General features: G+C 29.3%; 26 protein-coding genes. 7 read left to right on the top strand and 19 right to left on the bottom strand.

Annotated elements, in window-relative coordinates:
• The first annotated feature begins 67 nt into the window (after positions 1 to 67).
• The 3 genes from ACMCMH_RS03200 (at position 68) to ACMCMH_RS03190 (ending at position 3,874) form a co-directional block, all read left to right on the top strand.
• Entirely contained in the window at positions 68 to 1,906 is a 1,839-nt protein-coding gene (locus tag ACMCMH_RS03200; protein WP_412727027.1) for a 7TM diverse intracellular signaling domain-containing protein, read from the top strand.
• Positions 1,893 to 2,582, top strand: coding sequence for a response regulator (locus ACMCMH_RS03195; RefSeq protein WP_412727025.1), 690 nt, complete (start codon positions 1,893 to 1,895; stop codon positions 2,580 to 2,582). The genes ACMCMH_RS03200 and ACMCMH_RS03195 overlap by 14 nt, the downstream gene beginning before the upstream one ends.
• A 305-nt stretch (positions 2,583 to 2,887) precedes the next feature.
• Positions 2,888 to 3,874: a hypothetical protein gene (locus tag ACMCMH_RS03190; protein WP_412727023.1), complete on the top strand. Its 987-nt coding sequence runs from the start codon at positions 2,888 to 2,890 to the stop codon at positions 3,872 to 3,874.
• A gap of 62 nt (positions 3,875 to 3,936) precedes the next feature.
• On the opposite strand, the gene ACMCMH_RS03185 is transcribed toward ACMCMH_RS03190, so the two are convergent.
• Complete coding sequence (locus tag ACMCMH_RS03185; RefSeq protein WP_412727021.1) at positions 3,937 to 5,379, bottom strand: DUF4885 family protein; 1,443 nt, start codon at positions 5,377 to 5,379, stop codon at positions 3,937 to 3,939.
• Positions 5,380 to 5,623: 244 nt separating this feature from the next.
• On the opposite strand from ACMCMH_RS03185, the gene ACMCMH_RS03180 reads away from it, so the two are divergent.
• Positions 5,624 to 6,433, top strand: a complete 810-nt coding sequence (locus tag ACMCMH_RS03180) for a hypothetical protein (protein WP_412727019.1) — start codon at positions 5,624 to 5,626, stop codon at positions 6,431 to 6,433.
• Between the two features lie 220 nt (positions 6,434 to 6,653).
• On the opposite strand, the gene ACMCMH_RS03175 is transcribed toward ACMCMH_RS03180, so the two are convergent.
• The gene (locus ACMCMH_RS03175; RefSeq protein WP_412727017.1) at positions 6,654 to 8,951 is read right to left on the bottom strand and encodes an AAA family ATPase; all 2,298 of its coding nucleotides are present in this window, start codon (positions 8,949 to 8,951) and stop codon (positions 6,654 to 6,656) included.
• A gap of 126 nt (positions 8,952 to 9,077) precedes the next feature.
• Here ACMCMH_RS03175 and ACMCMH_RS03170 point away from each other — a divergent pair, with 126 nt between their 5' ends.
• Complete coding sequence (locus ACMCMH_RS03170) at positions 9,078 to 9,332, top strand: ComEA family DNA-binding protein (RefSeq protein ID WP_412727015.1); 255 nt, start codon at positions 9,078 to 9,080, stop codon at positions 9,330 to 9,332.
• Between the two features lie 47 nt (positions 9,333 to 9,379).
• On the opposite strand, the gene ACMCMH_RS03165 is transcribed toward ACMCMH_RS03170, so the two are convergent.
• The 14 genes from ACMCMH_RS03165 to ACMCMH_RS03100 all read right to left on the bottom strand — a co-directional run bounded on the left by ACMCMH_RS03165 (position 9,380) and on the right by ACMCMH_RS03100 (position 20,506).
• Positions 9,380 to 9,772, bottom strand: a complete 393-nt coding sequence (locus ACMCMH_RS03165) for a hypothetical protein (protein ID WP_412727013.1) — start codon at positions 9,770 to 9,772, stop codon at positions 9,380 to 9,382.
• A 5-nt stretch (positions 9,773 to 9,777) separates the two neighbouring features.
• Positions 9,778 to 10,959 (bottom strand): bifunctional glutamate N-acetyltransferase/amino-acid acetyltransferase ArgJ, encoded by a 1,182-nt coding sequence (argJ, locus tag ACMCMH_RS03160; protein ID WP_412727011.1) that lies wholly within the window; start codon positions 10,957 to 10,959, stop codon positions 9,778 to 9,780.
• Entirely contained in the window at positions 10,952 to 12,109 is a 1,158-nt protein-coding gene (locus ACMCMH_RS03155; protein ID WP_412727009.1) for a potassium channel family protein, read from the bottom strand. The genes argJ and ACMCMH_RS03155 overlap by 8 nt, the downstream gene beginning before the upstream one ends.
• An 18-nt stretch (positions 12,110 to 12,127) precedes the next feature.
• Positions 12,128 to 12,316 carry a 50S ribosomal protein L28 gene (gene rpmB, locus ACMCMH_RS03150; RefSeq protein ID WP_412727007.1) on the bottom strand — a complete coding sequence of 63 codons (189 nt, stop codon included), beginning with the start codon at positions 12,314 to 12,316 and terminating at the stop codon, positions 12,128 to 12,130.
• A 68-nt stretch (positions 12,317 to 12,384) separates the two neighbouring features.
• Positions 12,385 to 12,666: a hypothetical protein gene (locus ACMCMH_RS03145; protein WP_412727005.1), complete on the bottom strand. Its 282-nt coding sequence runs from the start codon at positions 12,664 to 12,666 to the stop codon at positions 12,385 to 12,387.
• Between the two features lie 2 nt (positions 12,667 to 12,668).
• Complete coding sequence (locus tag ACMCMH_RS03140) at positions 12,669 to 14,258, bottom strand: ABC-F family ATP-binding cassette domain-containing protein (RefSeq protein WP_412727003.1); 1,590 nt, start codon at positions 14,256 to 14,258, stop codon at positions 12,669 to 12,671.
• A 54-nt stretch (positions 14,259 to 14,312) separates the two neighbouring features.
• Entirely contained in the window at positions 14,313 to 15,134 is an 822-nt protein-coding gene (locus ACMCMH_RS03135) for a phosphatidylserine decarboxylase (protein ID WP_412727001.1), read from the bottom strand.
• Positions 15,135 to 15,138: 4 nt separating this feature from the next.
• Positions 15,139 to 16,272 carry a murein transglycosylase A gene (locus tag ACMCMH_RS03130; RefSeq protein WP_412726999.1) on the bottom strand — a complete coding sequence of 378 codons (1,134 nt, stop codon included), beginning with the start codon at positions 16,270 to 16,272 and terminating at the stop codon, positions 15,139 to 15,141.
• Entirely contained in the window at positions 16,269 to 16,532 is a 264-nt protein-coding gene (locus ACMCMH_RS03125) for a hypothetical protein (protein WP_412726997.1), read from the bottom strand. Before ACMCMH_RS03125 ends, ACMCMH_RS03130 begins: the two co-directional genes overlap by 4 nt.
• The gene (gene surE / locus ACMCMH_RS03120; protein ID WP_412726995.1) at positions 16,525 to 17,322 is read right to left on the bottom strand and encodes a 5'/3'-nucleotidase SurE; all 798 of its coding nucleotides are present in this window, start codon (positions 17,320 to 17,322) and stop codon (positions 16,525 to 16,527) included. The genes ACMCMH_RS03125 and surE overlap by 8 nt, the downstream gene beginning before the upstream one ends.
• Complete coding sequence (locus tag ACMCMH_RS03115) at positions 17,319 to 17,921, bottom strand: FAD-dependent oxidoreductase (RefSeq protein WP_412726993.1); 603 nt, start codon at positions 17,919 to 17,921, stop codon at positions 17,319 to 17,321. Before ACMCMH_RS03115 ends, surE begins: the two co-directional genes overlap by 4 nt.
• Positions 17,922 to 17,996: 75 nt before the next feature.
• Positions 17,997 to 19,955 (bottom strand): NAD-dependent DNA ligase LigA, encoded by a 1,959-nt coding sequence (gene ligA / locus ACMCMH_RS03110; protein WP_412726991.1) that lies wholly within the window; start codon positions 19,953 to 19,955, stop codon positions 17,997 to 17,999.
• Entirely contained in the window at positions 19,956 to 20,261 is a 306-nt protein-coding gene (locus tag ACMCMH_RS03105; RefSeq protein ID WP_412726989.1) for a CcdB family protein, read from the bottom strand. It lies immediately after the preceding gene.
• Complete coding sequence (locus ACMCMH_RS03100) at positions 20,261 to 20,506, bottom strand: type II toxin-antitoxin system CcdA family antitoxin (RefSeq protein WP_412726987.1); 246 nt, start codon at positions 20,504 to 20,506, stop codon at positions 20,261 to 20,263. Before ACMCMH_RS03100 ends, ACMCMH_RS03105 begins: the two co-directional genes overlap by 1 nt.
• A gap of 162 nt (positions 20,507 to 20,668) precedes the next feature.
• Here ACMCMH_RS03100 and ACMCMH_RS03095 point away from each other — a divergent pair, with 162 nt between their 5' ends.
• On the top strand, positions 20,669 to 21,241 hold the full coding sequence (locus ACMCMH_RS03095) for a hypothetical protein (protein WP_412726985.1): 573 nt from the start codon (positions 20,669 to 20,671) through the stop codon (positions 21,239 to 21,241).
• A gap of 16 nt (positions 21,242 to 21,257) precedes the next feature.
• Here ACMCMH_RS03095 and ACMCMH_RS03090 read toward each other — a convergent pair whose 3' ends face one another.
• Genes ACMCMH_RS03090 through ACMCMH_RS03080 form a run of 3 tightly spaced genes read right to left on the bottom strand, consistent with a single transcriptional unit; the run spans position 21,258 to position 23,088 of the window.
• Positions 21,258 to 22,178, bottom strand: a complete 921-nt coding sequence (locus tag ACMCMH_RS03090; protein WP_412726983.1) for a class I SAM-dependent methyltransferase — start codon at positions 22,176 to 22,178, stop codon at positions 21,258 to 21,260.
• A 15-nt stretch (positions 22,179 to 22,193) separates the two neighbouring features.
• Positions 22,194 to 22,889: a TIGR02453 family protein gene (locus tag ACMCMH_RS03085; RefSeq protein ID WP_412726981.1), complete on the bottom strand. Its 696-nt coding sequence runs from the start codon at positions 22,887 to 22,889 to the stop codon at positions 22,194 to 22,196.
• Positions 22,890 to 22,896: 7 nt separating this feature from the next.
• Entirely contained in the window at positions 22,897 to 23,088 is a 192-nt protein-coding gene (locus ACMCMH_RS03080) for a YwbE family protein (RefSeq protein WP_412726979.1), read from the bottom strand.
• 86 nt (positions 23,089 to 23,174) lie between these two features.
• Between ACMCMH_RS03080 and ACMCMH_RS03075 the strand changes: the two genes are divergently transcribed.
• Positions 23,175 to 23,534, top strand: a complete 360-nt coding sequence (locus tag ACMCMH_RS03075) for a hypothetical protein (RefSeq protein WP_412726977.1) — start codon at positions 23,175 to 23,177, stop codon at positions 23,532 to 23,534.
• Positions 23,535 to 23,548: the final 14 nt, after the last annotated feature.

Raw genomic sequence — 23,548 nt, 5'->3', positions numbered from 1 at the left:
ATTATAAAATATAAAAATGTGACAATTTATGTGACAATTTATAGGTATAATTATGTAAGGCTTAATGATGAATAAATTTATACTTATAATATTATTTTTTTGTACAAATATTTTATATGCAAATACCGTTGCAATAGATGATACAACAGAACAACTAGAGATATTGACCTCTTCTCAAATATATATAGATAAAACTAAAAAACTCACTATTGATGATATTGCTCACAAAGATATTGAGTTTCAAGACAATGATAAAGAGCTATTGAGTTACGGTTATTCACCCGATTTTGATGTGTGGGTAAAGTTTACTTTGAAAAATACCTCAGATAAACCTATACAGAAGATTTTGGAATATGGGAACTCTTTAACTACTGATGTAGTTTTTTATGATTTAAAAAAGAATATATCATATCAAGATGGTCTTTTGAATACATCATCAACAAGAAGCAGTGTCAACCCTATATTTGAAATCACTCTAAACCCTAATGAAGCAAATACTTATTATATAAAAGCATCATCTTATGTCACTACAATGATAATAAAACTAAAGCTTTGGGATTATAATATATTTTATGGCAATGAATTAAAACATCAAGTTATATTAGCCTTGTTTTTTGGGGCAATGGTTGTATTAGCTATTTATAATTTATTTGTGTACTTTTTTACCAAAGATATAAGTTATCTATTTTATGTACTTTATATTTTTGGTATATCTGTGCACCATACTTTATATGTAGGAGCTGCAAATATATATTTAGTGAATCAGGTTACTATGGGATATATTGTAGAGTTTGCTTCTCTATTTATTGCTTTTCCTATTTTCTTTTTAGCTTTATTTTCAAAAACATTTTTGCAAGTTAATAATTATCTTAAATTAAATCTTATTTTGAATATATTATTAATACTTTTTCCTATCACCGTAAGTGTTTTTTTGATTACAGATGAGTTTAATAAATATAGAAATATTTTTTCAATTTTAGTATTGTTGTATTTAATAATTATTACAATTTATTTGGTATTTAAAAAAAATAGGCAAGCTTATTTTGTTATATTTGGATGGCTTATTCTAGCAGTTGGTGGATTATCTATGTATTTATCAAGTACAGGTATTTTGAATATTTATAATAATTTTCCATATATTGTTGAAAGCTCATTATTACTGGAGGCAATATTATTTTCTATTGCTCTATCTGATAAAATAAATACCTTAAAAACAAAATTAATCATCCAAAAAAAGACAGAAAATGAAAGACTTGAACTTCAAGTAAAAGAGAAAACAAAAGACCTAAAGTTAAGTCTAGAAGAGAAAACTTTACTTCTTCAAGAGCTGAACCACAGAGTAAAAAACAATATGCAGATGATAGTCTCACTTATACGACTTCAAACAGATGATATAGATGACAAAAAGATACAAGCTTTATTTTTAACAACACAAAATAGACTAAATGCTATGAGTGAACTTCATGAGCTATTGTATCAAAAAGAGGATCTCTCTTATATAAATGCTTATGAGTACTTTACCACACTTATAGAAGGACTCCAAGAAACATACACTCAAGATGTGCTTATCAACTATACTATAGATACAGACCTACAAACAGAGCAGGCTATATCCTGTGGTATCATACTAAATGAGCTTGTAACAAACTGTTTAAAGTATGCATTTTATAATGAAAAGGGTGATGATAGATATATAGATGTATGTTTGACAAAATTGCAAGATAAATATACTTTGATAGTCAAAGACAATGGAGTAGGATATGATCAGAAAAAAATCAAGAGATCGTTTGGACTTATATTAGTTCATACATTAGTAGAATCAAAACTACAAGGTAGTATATCTATAGATACTAAACATGGGGTAGAAACAATAATGATATGGAGTGAAGAGAATGAAGAAGATTAAAATTTTAATAGTAGAAGACGAAATAGTTGCTGCGATGGATTTAAAAACTCAGATAGAAAAGATGAAATGTGAAGTGACAGCTATAGTACATACACAAAAAAGAGCATTAAACTCTATAGCACAAAATGAACCAGATATAATCATGATGGATATAAAACTAGGGAAAAATCAAGATGGTATAGAACTAGTAAAACAGATACAACAAAGCAAAAATATTCCGGTAGTATATATCACAGCTTTTTCTGATGATATTACTATGCAAAAGGCATTTGCCACAAATCCAATAGGCTATATAGTCAAACCTTTTAGCCCAAATGAATTAAGAACAAATATACAACTAGCAATCTATAAGCTAAGCCAAGTACCCCTAAAAGAGAGCAATGAAAATCATCACTACTTAGGCGAAGGATTTTATTTTGATATGGTTCAAAAAAATTTATATTATGATGACAACTTTGTAAAACTAGGATCTAAAGAGAGAGTTCTTTTATCTATACTTATTGATGCAAACTATACAAAAGTGAAGCAAGAAGATTTAGAAGATGCTATTTGGGATGGACACAAGCCATCACAAAGTGCTCTTCGTACTCTCCTTTATCGTCTGAAAGGGAAGCTGGGAAACAATATCATAGAGGTAACTTATGGTTATGGTTACAGCCTGAAACGACCAAAATAAGATTTTTACAGAACTATCGATGATGATCATACTTAAATCTAGAAAATATCTTTTCCTATATATTTAAAAATAAATTATGTGGTAATAATCAAGTAAAGAAAAACTGTAAGAAAAGATATACTATTTTACTGTAACAATATAAGTAATATATTAAATGTGACAATTACTGTGACAATCTTATGATACAATTTTAATACTAAAATTTGGAGGTGAATAATGATGGCAAATACAGTATTGGAGATGAATAAATCAGATGCACAAGAGCTTTTGGTAGTTACTATTGGGGTAGAAGTTGGTAAGAAAAAATGATTAATACAAGCATATCAGGTACAGCATTTACAGCGGTATCCACAGATGTAGTAAATCGTACTAATAAAGAGATGTCAGAAGAAGAAATATTTTCTTCTGGTGTTTCAAATAGTTCAAACGATTTACAAACACAAAAAGTGAAAGAAACATCAAATATATCTTATGAAACACAACATAAACTCTCAAACTCTTCATTAGTAGTATTTAATGATCCTACTAATGGGAAGTATGCAATAGTCTCTCTTCAAAATAGTACTATAGATATGCTAAAAAATCATTTTGGAGAAGATGATTTTTATAAAAGAGATGATGGTATCACTAGACTAGATAATAAAGCAGAAGCCTATGTAGCAGGATGGTTTGGAGATATAGCATATAAAAGAGAGTTTTTAAGTGCAGATTCAAATAAAGATGGTCTTTTAAGTGATAGTGAGTATGGTAGTACGAAAAATAGTTTTTCTCACCATGGTAATGTTTTGGGATTTGGAGATAGTCTTGAAATAAATACTTGGGTTGGTGATACTTACGAAAGTTCAAGTGCTTCTTCAAATAATTATATTAATCAAATGAAAAATAAGACAAATATTACAATTGATAAGCAACTTGATATAACTATAAATAATGATGATGACTTTAATAGTGAAATTAGTTTCGAAGAAGCTTTAACAACACATTATAATAAAAATACAGAGGATTCTATTATTCAACTTGCCAAAGATATGGTAGGTTTACCAAAAGAATTAGAAGATGCAATGATGATGGAAAAATTAAAAAAATTATCTGAACATAATGATGATAAAATAAGAGCAATGGTAAAACTTCTATTAGAAAAAGGGGATATATCTATGCTAGATACAACAGATAAAGAACTCCTTTCAAATGAATTATCAGAAGCCAACGAAGATGGTTCTGACATACAAAAAATAATGAATAAAAAATTAGATGAGTTATTAAAAATCGAAAAGTATAAGGAGTATGAGTGAATGTAAAAACCTACGGAACAGCTTTTACATCTTATGATGTAAAGGCTAACCAGAAAACAAAACTATACATAAATATCAATAGATTGTTTATCTGATAATAATGATAATCTATTAAACCAATCTATTTTTGGAATATTTTCTGGTAGTTCAAGTAAAGTCCCATCTTCATATTTTAAAGAGATAGATTCACCATTCATAAGTTCAAAACTATTTTTTAGTAAATCTTCTAATAAATCATAAGTCATAGGTGTATCTTCATCCCATTGTTCTAAAAGGATATATATAAATAATTCTTTTGCATTTTCAGCATTTAATAATGTTTCTAGTAAACTATTGAGTTTCTCACCACCTCCACTTACATCTACTTTATTTGTATCTGAATTTATAGTAAGTGTTAGTTTTGTATCTTTTGACGCAGGAATATTTTCTTGTTTTATCATTTCTGTTATTTGTTTACTTATTTTATCTCTTTGCAAAGATTCTGCTTTATTAAATATCCAGCCAGTTTCTCCTGTACCAAATCCCTTGCTTTGTCCCACATCATGAAAAGAACCATTTTCAAAATCTATAGTTAAAACCAAATCAGGAACAGTATCAAAATCTGCTTCTATAAGATCTGATAGTCTTCGAGACATTCCTTCTATAATCACAGGTTCCTTATTCTCATAAATATCAGTACGAGCATAAATACCTTCTGCAAAAAGAGTGATTATATCTGTTCCATCTTCTGTCACAAACTTTCCATCTACGATTTCTAGTTCATTTAACTTGTAACCTGTGTCTTCTTTTATGCTAGTAAAAGCATTATATTTATTTATTTTTTCTTTAGTATACTGGCTATTTGTTTCCCATTTAGTCTGTTTAATATGCGCAAATAATTCAGACCCATTTTTTTCATCCATTACAGCTTCTATAGAATTTATAAGCTTCGTATCATCAGTCCCAATTACTGTTACTTTACTACTATAAGGATCTACAGTAAAGCTAAGTTTTGTATCTGCTGGTATTGTTATATTATTTTTTTCGAGCAATTGAGCAAACTGTTCATTTATTTGTTCTCTGTTAAATTCTAGATTTAATGCTTTTTCATCAGTGAAGCTAAAAGTACCTATCACATCATAAACAAAAGGATCATAACTTGATACATTTGCATCACCTGTTTTTAAATATGCCATTTCATTTCTATATGCGTTATATCTATCATTTTCTGACAAATCAGAACGAAAATATTTAGAATTCTCATTTTTATATTTATCTTCGATATGTTGTGCAGGATCACCAAACTTTTTATCAAGTGCTACAGCTTGTGCATAATACTCATTTCGGATCTCTTTTCTTGCTATAGTTAAATCACTTGTATAGTCATTGTAAGCATTTAGTTCCGGTCCATTTGAAGATGAGATAGTGTTGTTAGTGATGTTTGTATTTGTAGATGTCGAAAGTGTAGACTCTCTTGGAGTAGTTATATCTACATATTGTGATGGAGTAGTTGAATTTATTCTCATTTGAAATCCTTTTTCTTTTTACTACAGATTATGGTATTAGATATTAACTTTAACTTTTCTTAAGCTTAGAATTATTTGAATTTTGTAGAAAATTTAAAAACTTTTTAAAAATGTGACACTATATGTGACAATGTTCAGTTATACTATTTTGTTTAGTAAGAAGAGTTTAACTCTTGAGGTGAAATAAAATATATTTATTTCAAAATATATAAAAATCATTATGGTTTATAATAAGGAAAATATTATGTTAAAAAATAGTTTTAAACAATTATTAAAATTGATGCTGCTTGTCTTTTTAGGATTTAGTACAAATGCAAATGCAGACTACGGTGCAATTGAAGGAAATTATAATATTAATCAAGCTTTTAATATAGGACCTTGGGAATATGGTGGTGGAGAGTTTGGGCTCTTTAATCCTGGCGAAAAAGAAGCTTATTTTTCATTTATGTCATATAATGGTACAGATAGAGTATATGTAAGAACTTGGGATGGATATACAATCGAACAAGTAGATAGTAATGGAGATACTCTTAATAGAAATACTAGCGACGATGTAACACATCCTACAACATATCCTTATATAAATATAGATGCAACGACAAAATACAAAACTATATATGTAAAGGTATCAAGAGATACTGATATTGGAAAAGCATATTATGGTATTGGTGTTGATAATAGAATAAAAACAAGCTTCAAAACATTTGAGTTTACAGGTACGGCATCAAATCCAGGAGGTGCTACTTCTAGTGAAGTTTACATGGATTTATCAAACAATGATGATATTCCTAATAATGCTATCGTAACAAGTATAAAAACAGATGGTGACTTAGATAAGTCTTTAGGTGGAGTAGTACACCAAATATTCTCTGGTGATACAAATAATTGGTATACTGCTATAGTAAAAGGTATTTTTAGTATAGATGTTTCAAATAATTTACAAGTAAAACAAGTATGGAAAATGAGATACTCTCATCAAGCCCTTTCTTCTTCAAACATGCATAATATAGAAGTAGACATTAGATATGAATATGACTTGACAGAACAATTTTAGTAAAATCTTTAAAAAAGAGCTTTTGAAATAAAAGGCTCTTTTTTACTAGTATTTTCATACTAATCGGACTATTATCTCTTCATTTATAAAAAATCATTTTTAGTATTAAAGATACACTTATTGATAGATACGGTATTTGCTGAGACTGTAAAACTAACTGTGTAAACCTAAAAAAATGAATATCTGATAGTTTATCAGATATTAAAATATAAACAAATATCTAACTAGATTTGGACAATAAATCATCGATAACAGTTTGCCTATTTGTTATCTCTAGCTTTTTACATGCACTAGTCATGGCTTCCTCTTCTCCTACTATATAGCACATATTTTTAGCTCTTGTGATAGCTGTATATAATAGCTTTGTATTATGCATGATAAAGTGTGAAAATGTCATGGGTATAAGAGCTGTGTCATACTCCATACCTTGGGTTTTGTGAATAGTTAGACAATATGCTAGTGAGATAAGATTGTCTAAAGTATCAAAGTCGTAAAATACCACCATATCATCATTTGGATACAGAACTATCAGTTTTGACTTTTCATAATCTACTTTTATCACCATTCCAAGCTGTCCATTAAAAACTCTTTTTTCTACAAAATCTGGATTTCCTGCTTTATAAAACTTCATACTTTGAGCTTTCATATTTTCATTTTTGATATGGATAACCTTATCTGCAAGTTTGTACTCATAAAGTTTTTTTTGTATCCCTTTTGAGTTAGTTTTATTGATCAGTTTTTGTAAGTTTATATTCAGATTTTCTACTCCTAAAGTTCCATTTTTAATAGGGGTGATAACTTGAAATTGTGTTAAAAATGAAGAGATCTCTTTCTCTTTTATAAACTTATACATAGGTTCTATGTATTGTGATGTTATGTTTAAAATATTATTTAAAATTACATAGTTATTATCATTTCTTAGCATATTTATCTCATAGTCACTCAAGAGTGCTTTTTGTGCATAATAGTTTGGTATAGATGACTCAACAAATTTGAAGTCTTCATACTCCTCTTTATACTTAGGAACTTTTCCTTTTCTTATCTCATTTGCTATTGTAGCTATTGCTTGTAGTTCATTTTGTCGGTAAATTTTTGTAAGTTTACAAATAGGAGCTAGGTCAAACTTAATAGCATCTCTCAAAATATCACCCGCTCCAATAGCAGGTAACTGACCATCATCTCCTACGATAATAAGAGTACAGTCAGGATCGATTTTTGAAAGGACTTTGTAAAAAGTAACACTGTTTATCATACTCGCTTCATCGATTAAGATCACTTTATAGTCAAAATAATCTTTATCGCTATTATCTATTTTTACTAGTGAGGATTGGATGGTACTACTTTTGTATCCTGTTGTGTCACTGATTCTTTGTGAGGCTATGCCACTAAGTGCCATACAATGTATATCATCATAGGGAACTATCTCTTCTAAGAGTTCCAAAATAGCACGACTAGAAGTTGATTTACCTGTACCTGCATATCCTATGAGTAAAATTGTATTTTCCCCATTGTTGATGAGTTCGACTGCTTTTTGTTGCTCACTACTTAATATAAATCCTAAAGTTTCCTCTTTTTTCTTAATATAGCTTTCAAAGTTTTCAATAATTTTTTTGTTGTGATTGTGAATTTTTCTATCTTTAAAAAACTCTAAAATTTTTGTTTCACAATTATAGTAAATACTAGGTGCATATTTATTAGTAATAGTTTCATGAATCTCATCTTTTGAAAGTAGGGCAATGACTGCTTCTTCATAAAGTGTATCTTTATCTTTGAAATTTAAAGCATCATCAAGCAATGTAAAGAGTTGATCTTTTGAAATTGAGCTATTTCCGTTTGATTCACAAAATTCTCTTAAGGTATAGTTCATACAAGCAGATATTCGAAAATTGCTAAGCTTATCAATACCAAGTTTTGTTCCTATTTGATCAGCTCTTTTAAACCCAATACCTTGTATGGAGGTAAGTAAATATGGATTTTCTTTGATTCTTTCGATAAGATTTTCAACCTCTCCAAATGTTTGGTAAATTTTATTGATAAGATTACTTGTCACTCCAAATTGAGCTAAAAAACTTCCTAGTTCGCGAAGGTGTTTAAATTTATTCCATGAAGTTACTATTTGTGCAAGTTTTTTCTCTTTTATCCCTTTAAATTCTAAAAGCTTTGCAGGTGTGTTATCTAAAATATCACAAAGTTCATCTTCGGTGTATTTTTTAGTAAGTTCATGTGCAAGTTTTTTTGTGATACCTTTTACAATTTTGGTTAAAAAGAAAAATATCTCAGCTTCTTTGAGTTCCATTGAGGTAAAAACAAATTGAACACCATATTTTTTATGAGTATTCCAAACTCCAGTGATGATAACTTCTTCCCCTACAAGTTTATGTAAATCTGTGTCAAAGTATTGACCACAAATTTTTTGGTCATTTTCTAATACAGCTATGTAGTAATGGTTTTCTTCATTATAAAATAGTATTTTTTTTAATGTGCCAGAGAGTTTAAAAGATTCATTTGTTTGGGTCATTTGGGTTCTTTATATTTGAATGATAGGATTATATCATAAATTGAATTTAAACTAAAATAATAGAGTTTATAATAAATTTAGTGATTTTTCTATATACTGTATTTAATTTTAACAATAGGAGTTAATATGAAAATTTTAGTTATGATTGCTTTTAGTATAGGGTTATTATTTGGTGCTGTGGATATTAACAACGCAGATAAAAATGAATTGATGGATCTGAAAGGTATTGGTTCAAAAAAGGCAGATGAGATTATTTCATACAGAAAAAAAGGAAACTGTTTTAAAAATGTTGAAGATTTAACTAGTGTAAAAGGGATAGGTTCAAAATTTTTAGAGAAAAATAAAAAGAATTTATCTGTTGGTAAGTGTAAAAATAAATAATCGAAAACTTGTAAAGAAACTATTTAAATCTATAGTTTCTTTCTGTATTAATATCCATCATTAAACTTTTTATGTTTATGCTTGTCTTTTTTATAACGGTTGTTATTTTTGAGTTTTGCTAAAAGATTTGCTTGTTTAAGAATTGAAGCTTTCTCTTCTTCAAAATTATTAGGTTTGGTTTCCCATTCATCTTCTTGTGAATCATTATCGATACATTGCATTATATGAAGTGTTAGGTTTCTTACAGCAACAGGATATTCACTATAAAGATCACATGATTTTGTTTTTTGTAGTTCATTAAATGCTTTTATAGTAGCTTTCTTAAATAACTCTTTATCAAAATTGTCATACTTCAATAAAGAGATTGATTTTGTAACAAACTTTTCTAATACTCTTATGTATCGAAGACGAATAGTTTTTTCATTTACTTCTTTTTGCATATTTACTATGTTCTATAATCAGCATTGATTTTAACATATTCATAACCCAAGTCACAACCCCATGCTGTAAAAGATGAAGTACCCACACCTAAATCACAAACAATTCTAAAACTTCTATTTTGTAAAACTTTTCCTGCTTCTTCCTCAATCTCCGGCGTAAAACAAAATTCACCTTTATTGTAAACAATAACATCATTGTAGTAAATAACTAAAGTATTTTCATCACTAGTTACACCACTTGCCCCAATTGTTGAAGCTATTCTTCCAAAATTTGGATCTTCACCAAAAAGAGCTGTTTTTACTAAAAGTGAATTTGAAAGTGCTTTTGCTGCTTTTTGTGCTTCCTCTTTAGTAACTGCATTTTTTACTTCAAATGCAACAGCTTTTTTAGCACCTTCTCCATCTGCAACCATTAACATTGCCATATCATGCATAACAAGTCTTAAGGCTTCTGCAAAAGCAGTTTTATCATAAGCTTTTGATTTTTTATTTGCAAGTAAGAGCACTGTGTCATTTGTTGATGTGTCACCATCTACTGATATTGCATTGAATGTAGTTTCTGAATTACATTGTAGTAACTCTTGCATATCTTCTTTTGGTACATCTGCATCCGTACAAATAAAACATAACATTGTAGCAAGATTTGGATTGATCATTCCAGCTCCTTTTGCTACCGCACCTATTTTAAATATTGCACCATTTTCTAGTTTTACTTCATAAAAACATTGTTTAGGATAAGAATCAGTTGTCATAATAGCTCTAGATAAATTATCCGCATTTTTAACACTAAGATCAAATGAGTTTGCACCTTTAAGAAGTTTTTCCATTGGTAGTTGATTTCCAATAACACCTGTTGAACTCATGATAGGATTTGTAACTTTATAAGCCAAAGAGCTTAAAAGTGTATTGATATTTTCAATCCCTTGTTGCCCTGTAAGTGCATTGGCATTTTTTGAATTAATAAGCACGAAATCTGTTTGAAAGTTTTTTGGGTACATTTGATAGTGTTTAAGTGGTGCTGCTTGAAACTTATTTGAAGTGAATACTGCTTCAACATCACATAAAGTATCGCTATAAATAAATCCCATATCTAAAGCATTATTTGCTTTAAGACCAGCACTTATACCATCACAGTAAAAACCATCAATATCACTTATTGTTCCTTTTAGTGGAAAAATACTAAACATAAAATTTATCCTTTTTATTCATTGAATCTATATAATCTGGTCGTATTGTATCATTTACAAGAAGTTTTGCACGGGCAATTCCTGCTTGGTTTCCTACGACTAAAAGCTTACAACCTTTTCGAACTTTTGTTGAACTTTTTGGTGTTTGTAAAAAATTTCCATTTGCTTCGGTTATACCAATGATACTTACTTTTAACTTATCTCTTAAGTGAGCATCTTTTATCTCTTGGTCTATAAACCAACTATCATCTTTTATATAAATCTCTTCCATATCTATAGGGGTGTCTTTTTTGTACAAAAACTCCTCCAATACATTTTCCATATCAGGTCGAATTGCCATAGCACTAACTCTTTTTGCCATAAGTTCAGGAGGTGCTACTACTTTATTGGCCCCTAGTTTTTTGAGTCTTTCTATATCTTTTTGTGATTCTGCATTACAAATGATCAGATATGGATTTTTTCTTCCTAACTCTTTTTCATATAGTCTTACAGATGCAATAATAGTAATACTATCAGAGATATTTTTAGATAAAGAGATAACTCCCTTAGCACTTGAAAGGTGTGTTTTTAAAAATGCTTTTTCTGTATAAGTTTCCTCTTTGATAAAATAAGGATAGTTATATTTGTGTGCTATTTGCTCAATATCATCTCTAGGATCAACAATAATAAATGGAATATGATTTCGTTTAAATTGTTCGGCTAGTTGAATACTGTATTCATTGTGATTGAATATAACAAAATGGTTTCTTAATCTTGCTATTTTATATAGCATATTACGCTCCTTATATAAATCTAAAAATTTTCCTCTAGCTAGTACTTGAATAACGGTTGTAATTGAGAGTGTAAAGATTAAAAAACCAAAAATGATAAGTGTTATTGTAAATAATCTTCCTGGTTGAGAAATCTCTTTTACTTCCCCAAAACCAACTGTTGTGAAAGTTATTCCTGTTTGAAACAGGGCATCAAGTAAAGTAAAATCGTCTATGATCATATATCCCATAGTACCAATTATCATAATAAGTTGTAAAAGTATTAGGGGAAGTCGAAAGTGTTTAAATTGAGAGTAAATCTCTTTATCTAAGCTAAACTCTGGTTTGGTAACTTTATATTCCCAACCCAGAGCTTTTTTGATGTCTCTTATGTTAATCACAAAAACATCTTGATTGAATTATGAATTCTTTTTAAGAGTTCTTAGTTCTTTAGCAGAAATTTTAATTTTTCTTGTTGTTCCATCTTCTAAACTGATTCTAACTGTTCTTAAGTTTGGTAAAAACTTTCTTTTTGTTCTGTTCTTAGCGTGACTTACATTGTTCCCAGACATTGGGCCTTTTCCAGATAGCATACATCTTCTTGCCATATTATATTCCTTGAGTGTAAAATTATTTTGAATTTTATCTAATAAGTACTTAAATTATTCTTTAAATACTAGTCGTAGGTATTAACATCAAAATACCTATGTGGTCTTGTTTCCTCTTTGGGTTTTAAATTATCATAGCTTTGACTAATATCACTAAATTTTTGTTTAGTATTATCTAAAAGCATCCCTGCCATAATCAGTGCGACAAATAAAATAGTTAATATATATACTATAATTTCACTTGTTAAATTTGTTGCAAAATTAAAATTACAATACTCTACAATACTGTGTCTTTTTAAAAATACAAATAATAATATCGAAAAACTTATAGCAAATAATAACTCATTCATTTTTATCCCTCTTTAGACTCCAAAAACTCTTCATAAGTTCCATCAAAATCGATAATAGAACCATCCTCTTGTATCTCTATGATTCTATTTGCATAGGCATCAAGTAGCTCTCTATCATGAGATACACAAATTACTGTACCTTCATAAGCTAACAATCCCTCACCAAGTGCAATAATAGCTTCAAGATCAAGGTGGTTTGTTGGCTCATCTAATAGTAAAAAGTTTCTTTTTTCTAACATAATTTTAGAAAGCATCATTCTGTGTTTTTCACCACCTGAACAGTTTACAACAGATTTTTCTTGCTCAACACCATTAAATAACATTCTTCCTAAACAGTTTCTGATTTCAGAAATATCGGCATCTCTATCAAAATCTCTTAACCAGTCATATAAAGTGATATCACCTTTAATTAAATCAGTTGTATTTTGAGGAAAATAACTTACATTTGCTGTAGCTCCCCATTTTACTTCACCTGAATCTGCTTGGATGTTTTCCATTAAGATTTCACATAAAGTTGTTTTACCTGCACCGTTGGGACCTATTAAAGCAATTTTATCTTTTTTCTCTAACATTAAATTGATATCTTTAAGTACTACTTCTCCATCATATGATTTTGAAATATTCTTAACTTCTAATACTTCCTTAGAGATAGGTTTTTCTTGTTTAAATACAATTGAAGGATCTCTTCTTGAAGATACTTCAATTGCAGAGATATCTAGTTTATCAAGCTGTTTTTGTCTCGAAGTTGCTTGTTTCGCTTTTGATGCATTTGCAGAAAATCGTCTCACAAAAGCTTCAAGCTCTTCTTTCTCTTTCATTTTCTTTTCTCTATCAACTGATGCTTGTTTTGCAATTACTGTTGAAGCAATATACCAGTCATCATAAGTTCCTGTAAACTCTCTTATTTTTTTGAAATCTACATCTAAAATATTTGTACAAACAGCATTTAAAAAGTGTCTATCATGTGAAATAACTACCATAGTACCATCATGGTGTTGTAGTTGGTTTTCTAGCCATGAAATTGTAGCCATATCAAGGTTATTTGTAGGCTCATCTAAGAATAGTACATCTGGTTTTGGGTAAAGCACTTGAGCAAGTAAAACCTTAAATTTATCACCACCTGTAATAGTACTCATAAGTTCACCATGAGTATCCGCAGGAAATCCTAAAGATTCAAGAATTTTTGTAATTTTTACATCATATTCGTAAGTTGGATCTTCTTCACAACAAATGATTTCAAGTTCACCTAATTGTTCACCAATCTCATCTGTGTACTCTTCTAAGTATAACTCTTCTTTCTTTTTGATCGCATCGTAAAGTCTTTTGTTTCCAATAAGTACAGCATCTGCTAAAGTAAAGTCTTCATAAGCAAATTGATTTTGGCTTAATACTCCAACTTTTTTACCATTTTGTACTTGTACTTCACCATCAGTTATCTCTTCTGTTCCACTTAGCATATTTAAAAATGTAGTTTTACCAGCTCCATTTGCTCCAATTAAACCATATCTTTTTCCTGTATCTAAAGAAAGATTAATATCCTGAAATAGAACTCTTGAACCAAAAGTCTTTTTTAAATTTACAATTTTAACCATTAAATGTTACCCTTTTTTTTATTATTTATGTATAATTTGCATTATACCTAAAATTTAATCAATGTCAACAATAGTAGAAATAACATCCCCAAATCTTACTTTTGTATTGATATTATTTTCAATTTCTACCATATCTTTTTCCCAAAACATAAGTACAGTAGAACCCATCTCAAAATATCCTAAACAATCTGCTTTTGTGATATATAAATCATCATATTCATATACGATTGGATGTATTGCATCAACATTAGTGTTGACTTTTGGTTCAAATGTAAATATCATTTTACCAACATTTAAAGCACCAACAAAAACCATGTAAAATAGTTTGTTCTCTTTTGTTTTACATTCAAGAATCACTCGTTCATTTTCTACAAATAAGCTTGTTTGTTTTTTTAAATAAGTAAAATTTACAGGATAAAGTTTTCCTGGTACATGAATAAGTTTTGTGATTTGACAATCAAAACTTGCATGATATCTATGGTAGTCTTTTGGACTAAGATAAAAATTCATAAAAGTACCGTTTTTTAATTTTTCAAAATTATCATAAAGAATCTCTTGTGTTAAAAGCTCTTTTACACTATATTTCATCCCTTTTATTTGGCAGGCTGTTTCATTTTCTATATTACCAGATTCACTTACAAAACTATCAGCAGGACTGATAAAAGTATTTTCATCTTTGCTGTATTCTCTTTCTATCTTAAGCTCTCTTGTAAATAGTTGGTTGAGGGTTTTATAAGAAGATGGTGCGTCAAACTCTTTCATATCCAATCCTAAAAGATTTACATAACCATTATTTATGAAGTTCTGTATTGATTTAGGGAACTCTTTGGTTGCAAATTTATGAAATAGATTTGATATTTTATTTGTAATATGCATATATTTAGTCCTTTGTATCTTGTTGTTTGGGAATGAAAAGAAATAACTCACCTTGTTGTTTCATTCTTCCTGCTAGTTCTCTTGCTTTTTCTCCATTACCAAAAAAGAAATCTGCTCTTATTTTACCTTTGATTGCTCCACCTGTATCAGCTGCTATCATCGTTTTATGAATTGGCTGTTTTGTAATAGGATCGGTTGTTTTTATAAAAACAGGAAATCCAAGAGGTATATTTTGGCGATCAACAGCCAAATTTCTATTTGCAGTTAATTGTGTGCCTAAACTTCCTGTTGCTGTTTTTGTACTTTTTCTGAAAAATATATAACTTTGATTTTGGTTTAAAAGATTGTCGACTTCGGATGGATTGGCTAAAAGCCATTTTTTAATTGATTGTAAAGAGATATTTTCTTTTTTAATAGCATTCATCTCAATGAGTTTTCTACCAATTGCATAATAAGGGTGACCGTTTTGTGCTCCATATCCTATATTGATAAATTTTCCATTTGGTAGTTGTACTTTTCCACTTCCTTGTATTTGTAAAAAGAAAAGTTCTATTTTGTCATCTACAAAACAAATTGGAGTGAGATTTTTAGTAGTACGATAATCAATCGAATTTATCTCTTCTCTTGAATCATAAGGAACAAGTTTATTCCCTACAATTTTCCCTCGTAGTCTGTAGTTTGATAAGCTTGGGTATATATTTGATAAGTCTACTGTGATAAGGTTTTGTGGTACAGAATATACAGGATATTTGAATCTTTTTGTTTTGTAGTAACTTCCTTGGAGAAGTGGTTCATAATATCCAGTTATTAAACCCTCATCATCACCCTCATCAGATATAAGTTTGTAAGGTTGAAAATTATTTATAAAAAATTCCTCAGGGTTTTCAAAACTGCTCTTTTGTTCTGCAAGAGTACATACTCTAGTTAATAGAGGGTTTTTTTTTGATGCTTTACAATCTTTAACAAACACTTTTAAAGCTTTTAAATGGTTATCTGCCTTAAATTGTTCTATCTCTTCCCATTTTACAGTTTTTAAATTTGCTTGAGATATTGATGGTTTTTGTTCTATTTTTGATGTACAACCTGTAAATAATGCTAAAGAGATAGCAAAATAAACAAGTGTTTTTATAGGGTTCATACTATTATTAACTCTTTTTTTATTTTTTCTTGGTTTAGTTTTACAATTGTTTGTTTTTTAATAGCTTCAAATCTTTCAGTATCACATTGAAGTTCTTTCATCATAGTTGTATCATCAGCATTTTCAATTTTTAATTTGTAATATTTTAATTCTTTTTTAGTAAGTTTTCTTTTTAAAACTTCAGCTAATTGCTCTTCATCTTTTAGTGTACCTACTAGTTTTTTTATATCGTTATTTAATGCTTCTGTAAAATTAGTCATTTGTTATCCATCCTTTTAATTTATCTATATCGTTGTAACTTGTCATATCAAGTTGAATTGGTGTGATTGAAACACAGTTTTCTTTTACTGCTTCAAAATCACAACTTTTGCTCTCATCACTTTGCCAAATAAGTGGATGCAATCCTATCCAGTAAAACTCTTCACCTCTTGGATTTCTATGCATATGAGAATCGTTTCCGTATTCTCTATATCCAGCTTTAGTAATTTTAATACCATTACACTCTTCAATGCTACATGGTGGTATATTTATATTTAAAAGCTTTCTTTCCCCTAAAGGAAAACCACCCTCTAATATTTTTTTGGCTAAGTCATGAATAGTTTTCATTGCTAGTTCATATTCCCATGCATTTTTATTTGCATTGTTAAGGTCATTGAAAACTTGACTAATTGCAATTCCTGGAACTCCTTGAAGTACAGCTTCACTAGCACCTGCAACTGTTCCACTATAAGTGATATCTTCACCCATATTTGAACCGATATTAATACCAGAAATTACTAAGTCTGGTTTATTGTCATCGTCAAATAAATTGTTTAGACCAATAAAAGCACAGTCTGTTGGTGTACCATCATCCATTTTGTAAAAATCATCATCAACACTTACCATTCTCATAGGTCGAGTAAGTGTCATACTATGAGCTGATGCAGATTTTTCATTTGCAGGTGCAACAACTATGATTTGTGCTAATGGACGAAGTGCAATGATAAGTTTTTCTAAACCTTTTGCATCCCAGCCATCATCATTCGTAAGAAAGATTTTTTTTTGTGTCATACTATTTTATCTTTGATAGTATCATGTGCAACAGCAGATTTTCCTGTCCATGATTTGAAAATCTCACAAGCTACTTTAGCACCTTCCCCATTTGCAATTGCAAACATAGTTTTAGCACCACTCGCAAGTCCTGCAACATATAAGTTTTCAGAAATTTTATTGTCGTTATTATCAAGTGCTACTTTTCCTGGTTTCATAACATCTGTGTGTGTAATAACATTTGTTAAGTCACAGTTGATTTCAAACTTATGCATACCAGTTGCTATTACAACTACTTTTGCTGTATATGATTCGTTTTGAGTAGTTACGGTAAAAAGTTCACCATCTTTTTCTAGTTTTGTCACTGTGTCATTTTTTGTTTCGCAAGATTTGAAGTTTTTGAGTTGTGTTTGCATCTTTGCATATAACTCATCTCCACCTATACCAAACTGTACACCAGCTAGATTGAAAAAGCTTGCGTTTAAGATATCGCTTTTACCATTATCTATCATAAGGTATTTTTTTTCTTTTGCCCATTCTTGTGTGTTTTCTACTGATGCTAGAGTTAAAGCACATCCATAACCTGCTGCTCCACCACCTATAATTAATACATCATACATATTTATCCTATTTTGTAACATTTTAATTTTATTATAGCTATTTTTTACTTATTTTTAGACTTTTGTGAAAAATCACTATTCCCCTAATATTTTTCTCATCTCATCTTCTGTAAGTGTTTTTACTTCTAAACTCACTGCTTTGTCATATTTACTTCCAGCATCTTCACCGTAGATAAGATAATTTGTTTTTTTAGAAACACTTCCTGATACTTTTGCTCCAAGAGATTCGAGCTCTTTTTTTACTATCCCTCGGCTTACACTCATTGTCCCTGTTAGTACTATTGTTTTATCTTTAAATGGGTTTTCATCTATTTCAACTTTTTTTTCTATAGTAGGCTGGATGATTTCAAATAGCTTTTCCATAAGCGCTCTGTTTACTCGGATAAATTCGAGTAAACTATTTGCCATCTGTTCACCGATACCATCTAAGGCTTCTAGTTGTTCACTAGTAACATTTAAAATATCAGCTCCAAATTCTAGGCAGATTTGTTTACTAGCTACTTCCCCAATATGTTCAATACCTAAAGCATTTACTACCCTATGAAGTTCTGTTTTTTTAGTATTTGCTATGGCATTTAGAAGGTTATTTATTTTTTTCTCTTTAAAACTTTCTAGTCCTTCTAAATCTTCATATTTTAAACTATATAAATCTAAAACATCTTTTATCTTTTTTTTGTTTACTAAAAGCTCAACTATCTTGATACCTAAACCATCTATGTTCATGCAGTTTTTACTAGCAAAATAGATGATACTATTGACTACTCGACTAGGACAGTCAAGGTTTTGACACTTGATAAGGATATCTTCTACTAAAAGTTCACTATTGCATTCTGGACAGTTTGTAGGTGGCGTGATATCTATTTGTGTTCCATCTCTTCTATCGGTAAATACCTTTGTAATCTTAGGGATGATATCTCCACTTTTGATGATAATAACTTCATCGTTTAGTTTCAAGTCAAGTCTTTTAATCTCATCAAAGTTATGAAGTGTAGCCCTTGCAACTGTAGAACCATCGATAAGTGTTGGCTCTACATTTGCCACAGGAGTAATAGCTCCAGTTCTTCCTACTTGAAGTGCAATACTTAAAACTTTTGTAGTTTTTTCAACTGCTGGAAACTTATATGCACAAGACCATCGAGGGAATTTTACTGTATATCCTAAGTCACTTTGAGCTGACAAGTCATCTATTTTGATAACCATACCATCTAGACCCATAGAGATACTCTCACGCTTGGCGATGATTTCGTGATATACAGCTTCTATCTCTTCAACAGTTTTACATAGTGTTTGAATAGGTGGTTTTGCAAATCCAAGTGAGTGAATAAAACTAATAGCCTCACTACTTTTTTCAAACTCTAAAGTGTTTTCCCCTATACCCCAAACATTAAAAAAGAGTTTTCTTTTTGCAGTTATAGCACTATCTAGTTGTCGTAAACTTCCAGCAGCTGCATTTCGTGGGTTTGCAAATGGTGGCTCACCATCTTGGAGTCTTTGCTGGTTTATCTTCTCAAAATCATCTTTTTTGATAACAATCTCACCTCGTATCTCAATAAGCTCATTATAATCAATACTAAGTGGAATAGAGTGAATTGTTTTTACATTTTGTGTTACATCTTCGCCGATACTTCCATCACCTCTAGTGATAGCTTGTTTTAAAACTCCATTTTCATAAATGATATTTAAACTAGCACCATCAAATTTAGGTTCACATACAAAAGACATAGTATGTCTATCGACAACTTTACTAGCTCTTTTTATCCAGTCTTCTAATTCACCAGTATTAAATATATCTTCTTGTGACCACATACGGCTAAGATGTTTTGCTTTTTCAAATCCTTCTAAAACTAAACCGCCAACTCTTTGTGTTGGAGTGTTTGGGTGTGTATGTTTAGGATATTCTTTTTCGTATGCTAGAATCTCTCTATTTAAGATATCATATTCTTCATCTGTTGCTATTGGGTTGTCATCTACATAGTATGCTTTTGACCATGATATTAAAAGTTCTACTTTTTCGTTGTATTGTATTTGTGTCATTTAGTATCCTGTTATTAAAAAGTCTATTGCATTGATAATTTCTGTTCTTTTATCAGTTAAAGAACATACTTTTTCCCCTAAATAAGATATCGGAATAGAACCTATTTCTGTTGTAGACATAATTACTTTGTTGGATTCAATTACAAAAGTTGGATTTAAATTTGAAATAGATTTTATATTTGAAATAAGTGGTATTACAACAGTAGTTGAAAGATTATTTAAAATATCATTTTGTACATTTAAAAGATAAGGTATTTGTGTATTAGTATCTATATTTTTATTTATAAAAACATCAAATTGTGTCATTAAAAACTCCTAAACGATTCGTTAAATAAACCATTTTTTTCAATTCTTTTATTATAGCTATCTATTGCATCTTTATTTAAGTCTTGCCATTTTTGCATCTCTTTTTCTCTTATTTCATTTTCAAGTGTTTTTTCCAAAGTACTTGAAAGATTGATATTGTTTTCTTTTGCTTTTTGAAGTAAATCAGAATTTATACTTAAATTTGTATTTTTTTTCTTAGCTTCTTTATTATATACCATTGTCATAGTGTATCCTTTATGCGTATACTTTATACGCATATTATATTATAAAAAATATATTTTAGCAAATGATTGATTTGATTGTTATATTAATGAAGAATCATCAGAAAAATCACAAGAAGAAAAGTGTAAAATCCCAACTATTTATACTATAAAAGGACTATTCAATTGAAATATAAAAATATAGATTTAACAGCTGATTCTATTAAAGGTTATAGTGACATTTCAACGCATATGCATCTTTTGGGTTCTGAGCCCAATAGTTTTATAGCACAACAAAAACTTGCACTTCTCAATCATAAAGTGATATTATCGGGACTTTTAAAATTAAAAGGACTTAATACTAAGCTTGATAAAAAAGTATCTTTGATGAATAACAAGATTGATGAAACACTTTCAAATAAAAAAGTGCCATACTTTTTTATATTTTTTGGTCATATATCATTGTTTGTAATCATTATTTATTTTATACTCAACCCAACTATGGAAGATTCATTGATGAGTTATATATTGTCTTCTGTTGCTATGGGTATTGCAACAGCTGTTTTAAATTTAATGCTTTTAAGAGAAAAAAATAAAAACAAATACAATCGTGTTTTTATATTACTAGAGGATGAAGAGATAGACAACTACTTTAAACTCCATAAAGAGTTAGCTAAAATAATAGATGAAAACGATGAGGTAGATGAAAAAATAGTAGAAGAAAAACTAAAAAAAACCATCTCAAACTATATAAAATAATCTTCTTAAAAAGAGATCAACTCTCTTTTTGAAAAATAAGGTTTTTTAAACTTCGACTCTCATCTAAACTTTTGAACTCTTCAAGGTTATCTAGTCTTTTCACAAATGAAAAATTTGGAGCATACTCTTTAAAAATATTGATGATAAAATTCTCATCTAAATCTGGACTATTTAAACAAGCCAATATGATAGCATTTGATGAGGTAAATGTATCAAGTCTTTTGATGATTTTGTCATAATCTTTTGTAGCTTCAAAACTTCCTTTTTGAAGAGTAGGTGGGTCTATGATGATGATATCAAAAGGTCCATCTTTTTTGATTCTTGAAAATGATTTTAAGATATTATGCGGATGAAATTTGACTTTTTTTGTATCAAGATTATTGAGTCTGTGATTTTCTCGACCGGTATTTAAAGCATTTTTTGCCATATCCATATTAACAACAGATGAAGCACCACCACTTACACTGGCTATACTAAAACCACAAGTATAAGAGAAAAGATTTAATACTTTTTTATCTTTTGAAATTGATTGTATGTATTCTCTACCTTTTTTCATATCTGGAAAATATCCACTATTTAGATTTGACTGTAAATTGAGTTTTATTTTAAGTCCGTTTTCTACTACAAAAAGATCGTTTGGTAATCTACCTACTAAAACTTCTGTTGGAGATTGTGCTATATATCTTTTTTGTAAAACCAAAGTGTTGTGTCTAGAAGTGCTTAAATAATCTTTTAACATCTCTAAAAGTTCTATCTCTTCATTTTCGTCAATAGGAAAATAAAAAGCAACACTCAAAATGGTATCAATAGAATCTATTGTCAAAAATTTCCATTGCTCACCAAACAATGCACCACGACCGTGAAAAAGTCTTTTGAATTCATGTGTAAGGTTAAGTGAATTTTTCTCTAATAGTTTTTGTAAGTCTTCTGTTTTCATAGTTCTCTTTATTGTTTATTTTTCTTTATGTGTAAGGGTCATCTCATAAACCCATTGTTGTAAATCTTTCATATCATCATATGTTTTGAATAGTTTATCGAGTAATTCTACACTGTAAAATATCTCATCGATTTTATATTCTTTATAAGCAAATAACGAATCAAATTTTGTCATATATAAATAACTCTCATCTCCGTGAAAGTCTTTAGGAATACGCTTGTATTTCTCTTGTGTAATATCGTAACCTTTTAGTTTTAACTCTTCCAAAATAGCATCTAAAGAGATTCTGTTTTTTTCATCTTTTATATAGTTTCTATATGTTTTTAATAAAGGTGATTTAAACCCTCGAATACCCGAAGCCACAAAATAGTTCTCTTTGGTGTAGTGCATATAAAAGCTAGAACTTTGCATACGATGCCCTAAACCTTGCCAAAAAAGTAAACCTATTTTATCTTTCATTGGTGTTTTGTCTTTACTGAATCTAGTATCTCTATATATTTTAAAAAGTGATCCAGACACTTTAGGAAGTGCTTTGATTGTTGGAACTAAAATCTGTAAAGTATCGCCCATATCTTCGATAAAAGCTTTGTTTGGTGCTAGAATATATTTTTCCCAAATGTGCCTATTATTTTCAAACCAAACTTTAGAATTGTTATTTTCTAACTCTTTTAAAAACTCGATTCCCTCTTTTTTAAATCCGTCAAATAACATAATACAGTTATAAAATTTCCTGAACTCTTCCAACTTCACCACTTGTAAGTCGAACCTTTATTCCGTGTGGATGTGTTGCTGAATTTGTAAGTAGATCTTTTACAATACCTTGAGTGAGTTTACCACTTCTTTGATCTTGTTTGAGTACAATATTTACTTTTAAACCTGCTTTTATATTGCTACGATTTTTCCCATTCATCTTTTAAATCCTCTTATTTTTTTTGTATTATATCAAAAATAATGATAATTAGATATACTGAAAATTCAAATCAAAATGGAGAATGTATGGATTATAGTCAGATATTTATGTATGGTTGGGGTTTAAACATTATGATGTTTTTAGTAAATTTAATTATTGCTTTAAATATTTTAAAATCTACAGATGTAGATACAATGAGTAAAGAACATCAAGTCTTAGCGGAGTTAAAACTAGAGATTGATAAATATTATCCTAATAGAGGATATGAAACATTAATTAGTTACTTCGTACCATTTGTCGCTTTCTATAAAGTTTCATGGCGAATTGTAGAGATGATACTGTTCTTTAGTAAAAACCAAAATGCAAAAATGTTTGATTTTATGGTGTATAGATATCAAAAAGAGATAACTGTAGCCAAAAATGATGCAACTTCAAAAAATAAATAGATCAATAAATAAAA

The organism is Arcobacter sp. 15-2, assembly GCF_047159865.1.
GTDB lineage: Bacteria > Campylobacterota > Campylobacteria > Campylobacterales > Arcobacteraceae > JAIOSF01.
The sequence above is the reverse complement of the archived record's forward strand: the minus strand, read 5'-3'. Positions and strand labels throughout refer to the sequence as shown.

Excerpts from the sequence above, each read along its gene's own strand:
- ACMCMH_RS03190 (WP_412727023.1), top strand. The coding sequence starts at position 2,888 with ATGATTAATACAAGCATATCAGGTACAGCATTTACAGCGGTATCCACA.
- ACMCMH_RS03145 (WP_412727005.1), bottom strand. The coding sequence starts at position 12,666 with ATGAATGAGTTATTATTTGCTATAAGTTTTTCGATATTATTATTTGTA.
- ACMCMH_RS03185 (WP_412727021.1), bottom strand. The coding sequence starts at position 5,379 with ATGAGAATAAATTCAACTACTCCATCACAATATGTAGATATAACTACT.
- ACMCMH_RS03090 (WP_412726983.1), bottom strand. The coding sequence starts at position 22,178 with ATGAAAACAGAAGACTTACAAAAACTATTAGAGAAAAATTCACTTAAC.
- ACMCMH_RS03125 (WP_412726997.1), bottom strand. The coding sequence starts at position 16,532 with ATGACTAATTTTACAGAAGCATTAAATAACGATATAAAAAAACTAGTA.
- ACMCMH_RS03170 (WP_412727015.1), top strand. The coding sequence starts at position 9,078 with ATGAAAATTTTAGTTATGATTGCTTTTAGTATAGGGTTATTATTTGGT.
- ACMCMH_RS03165 (WP_412727013.1), bottom strand. The coding sequence starts at position 9,772 with ATGCAAAAAGAAGTAAATGAAAAAACTATTCGTCTTCGATACATAAGA.
- ACMCMH_RS03130 (WP_412726999.1), bottom strand. The coding sequence starts at position 16,272 with ATGAACCCTATAAAAACACTTGTTTATTTTGCTATCTCTTTAGCATTA.
- ACMCMH_RS03140 (WP_412727003.1), bottom strand. The coding sequence starts at position 14,258 with ATGGTTAAAATTGTAAATTTAAAAAAGACTTTTGGTTCAAGAGTTCTA.
- ACMCMH_RS03135 (WP_412727001.1), bottom strand. The coding sequence starts at position 15,134 with ATGCATATTACAAATAAAATATCAAATCTATTTCATAAATTTGCAACC.
- ligA (WP_412726991.1), bottom strand. The coding sequence starts at position 19,955 with ATGACACAAATACAATACAACGAAAAAGTAGAACTTTTAATATCATGG.
- ACMCMH_RS03105 (WP_412726989.1), bottom strand. The coding sequence starts at position 20,261 with ATGACACAATTTGATGTTTTTATAAATAAAAATATAGATACTAATACA.
- ACMCMH_RS03195 (WP_412727025.1), top strand. The coding sequence starts at position 1,893 with ATGAAGAAGATTAAAATTTTAATAGTAGAAGACGAAATAGTTGCTGCG.
- ACMCMH_RS03115 (WP_412726993.1), bottom strand. The coding sequence starts at position 17,921 with ATGTATGATGTATTAATTATAGGTGGTGGAGCAGCAGGTTATGGATGT.
- ACMCMH_RS03180 (WP_412727019.1), top strand. The coding sequence starts at position 5,624 with ATGTTAAAAAATAGTTTTAAACAATTATTAAAATTGATGCTGCTTGTC.
- ACMCMH_RS03080 (WP_412726979.1), bottom strand. The coding sequence starts at position 23,088 with ATGAATGGGAAAAATCGTAGCAATATAAAAGCAGGTTTAAAAGTAAAT.
- ACMCMH_RS03175 (WP_412727017.1), bottom strand. The coding sequence starts at position 8,951 with ATGACCCAAACAAATGAATCTTTTAAACTCTCTGGCACATTAAAAAAA.
- ACMCMH_RS03075 (WP_412726977.1), top strand. The coding sequence starts at position 23,175 with ATGGATTATAGTCAGATATTTATGTATGGTTGGGGTTTAAACATTATG.
- ACMCMH_RS03200 (WP_412727027.1), top strand. The coding sequence starts at position 68 with ATGAATAAATTTATACTTATAATATTATTTTTTTGTACAAATATTTTA.
- surE (WP_412726995.1), bottom strand. The coding sequence starts at position 17,322 with ATGACACAAAAAAAAATCTTTCTTACGAATGATGATGGCTGGGATGCA.
- ACMCMH_RS03100 (WP_412726987.1), bottom strand. The coding sequence starts at position 20,506 with ATGACAATGGTATATAATAAAGAAGCTAAGAAAAAAAATACAAATTTA.
- ACMCMH_RS03085 (WP_412726981.1), bottom strand. The coding sequence starts at position 22,889 with ATGTTATTTGACGGATTTAAAAAAGAGGGAATCGAGTTTTTAAAAGAG.
- argJ (WP_412727011.1), bottom strand. The coding sequence starts at position 10,959 with ATGTTTAGTATTTTTCCACTAAAAGGAACAATAAGTGATATTGATGGT.
- rpmB (WP_412727007.1), bottom strand. The coding sequence starts at position 12,316 with ATGGCAAGAAGATGTATGCTATCTGGAAAAGGCCCAATGTCTGGGAAC.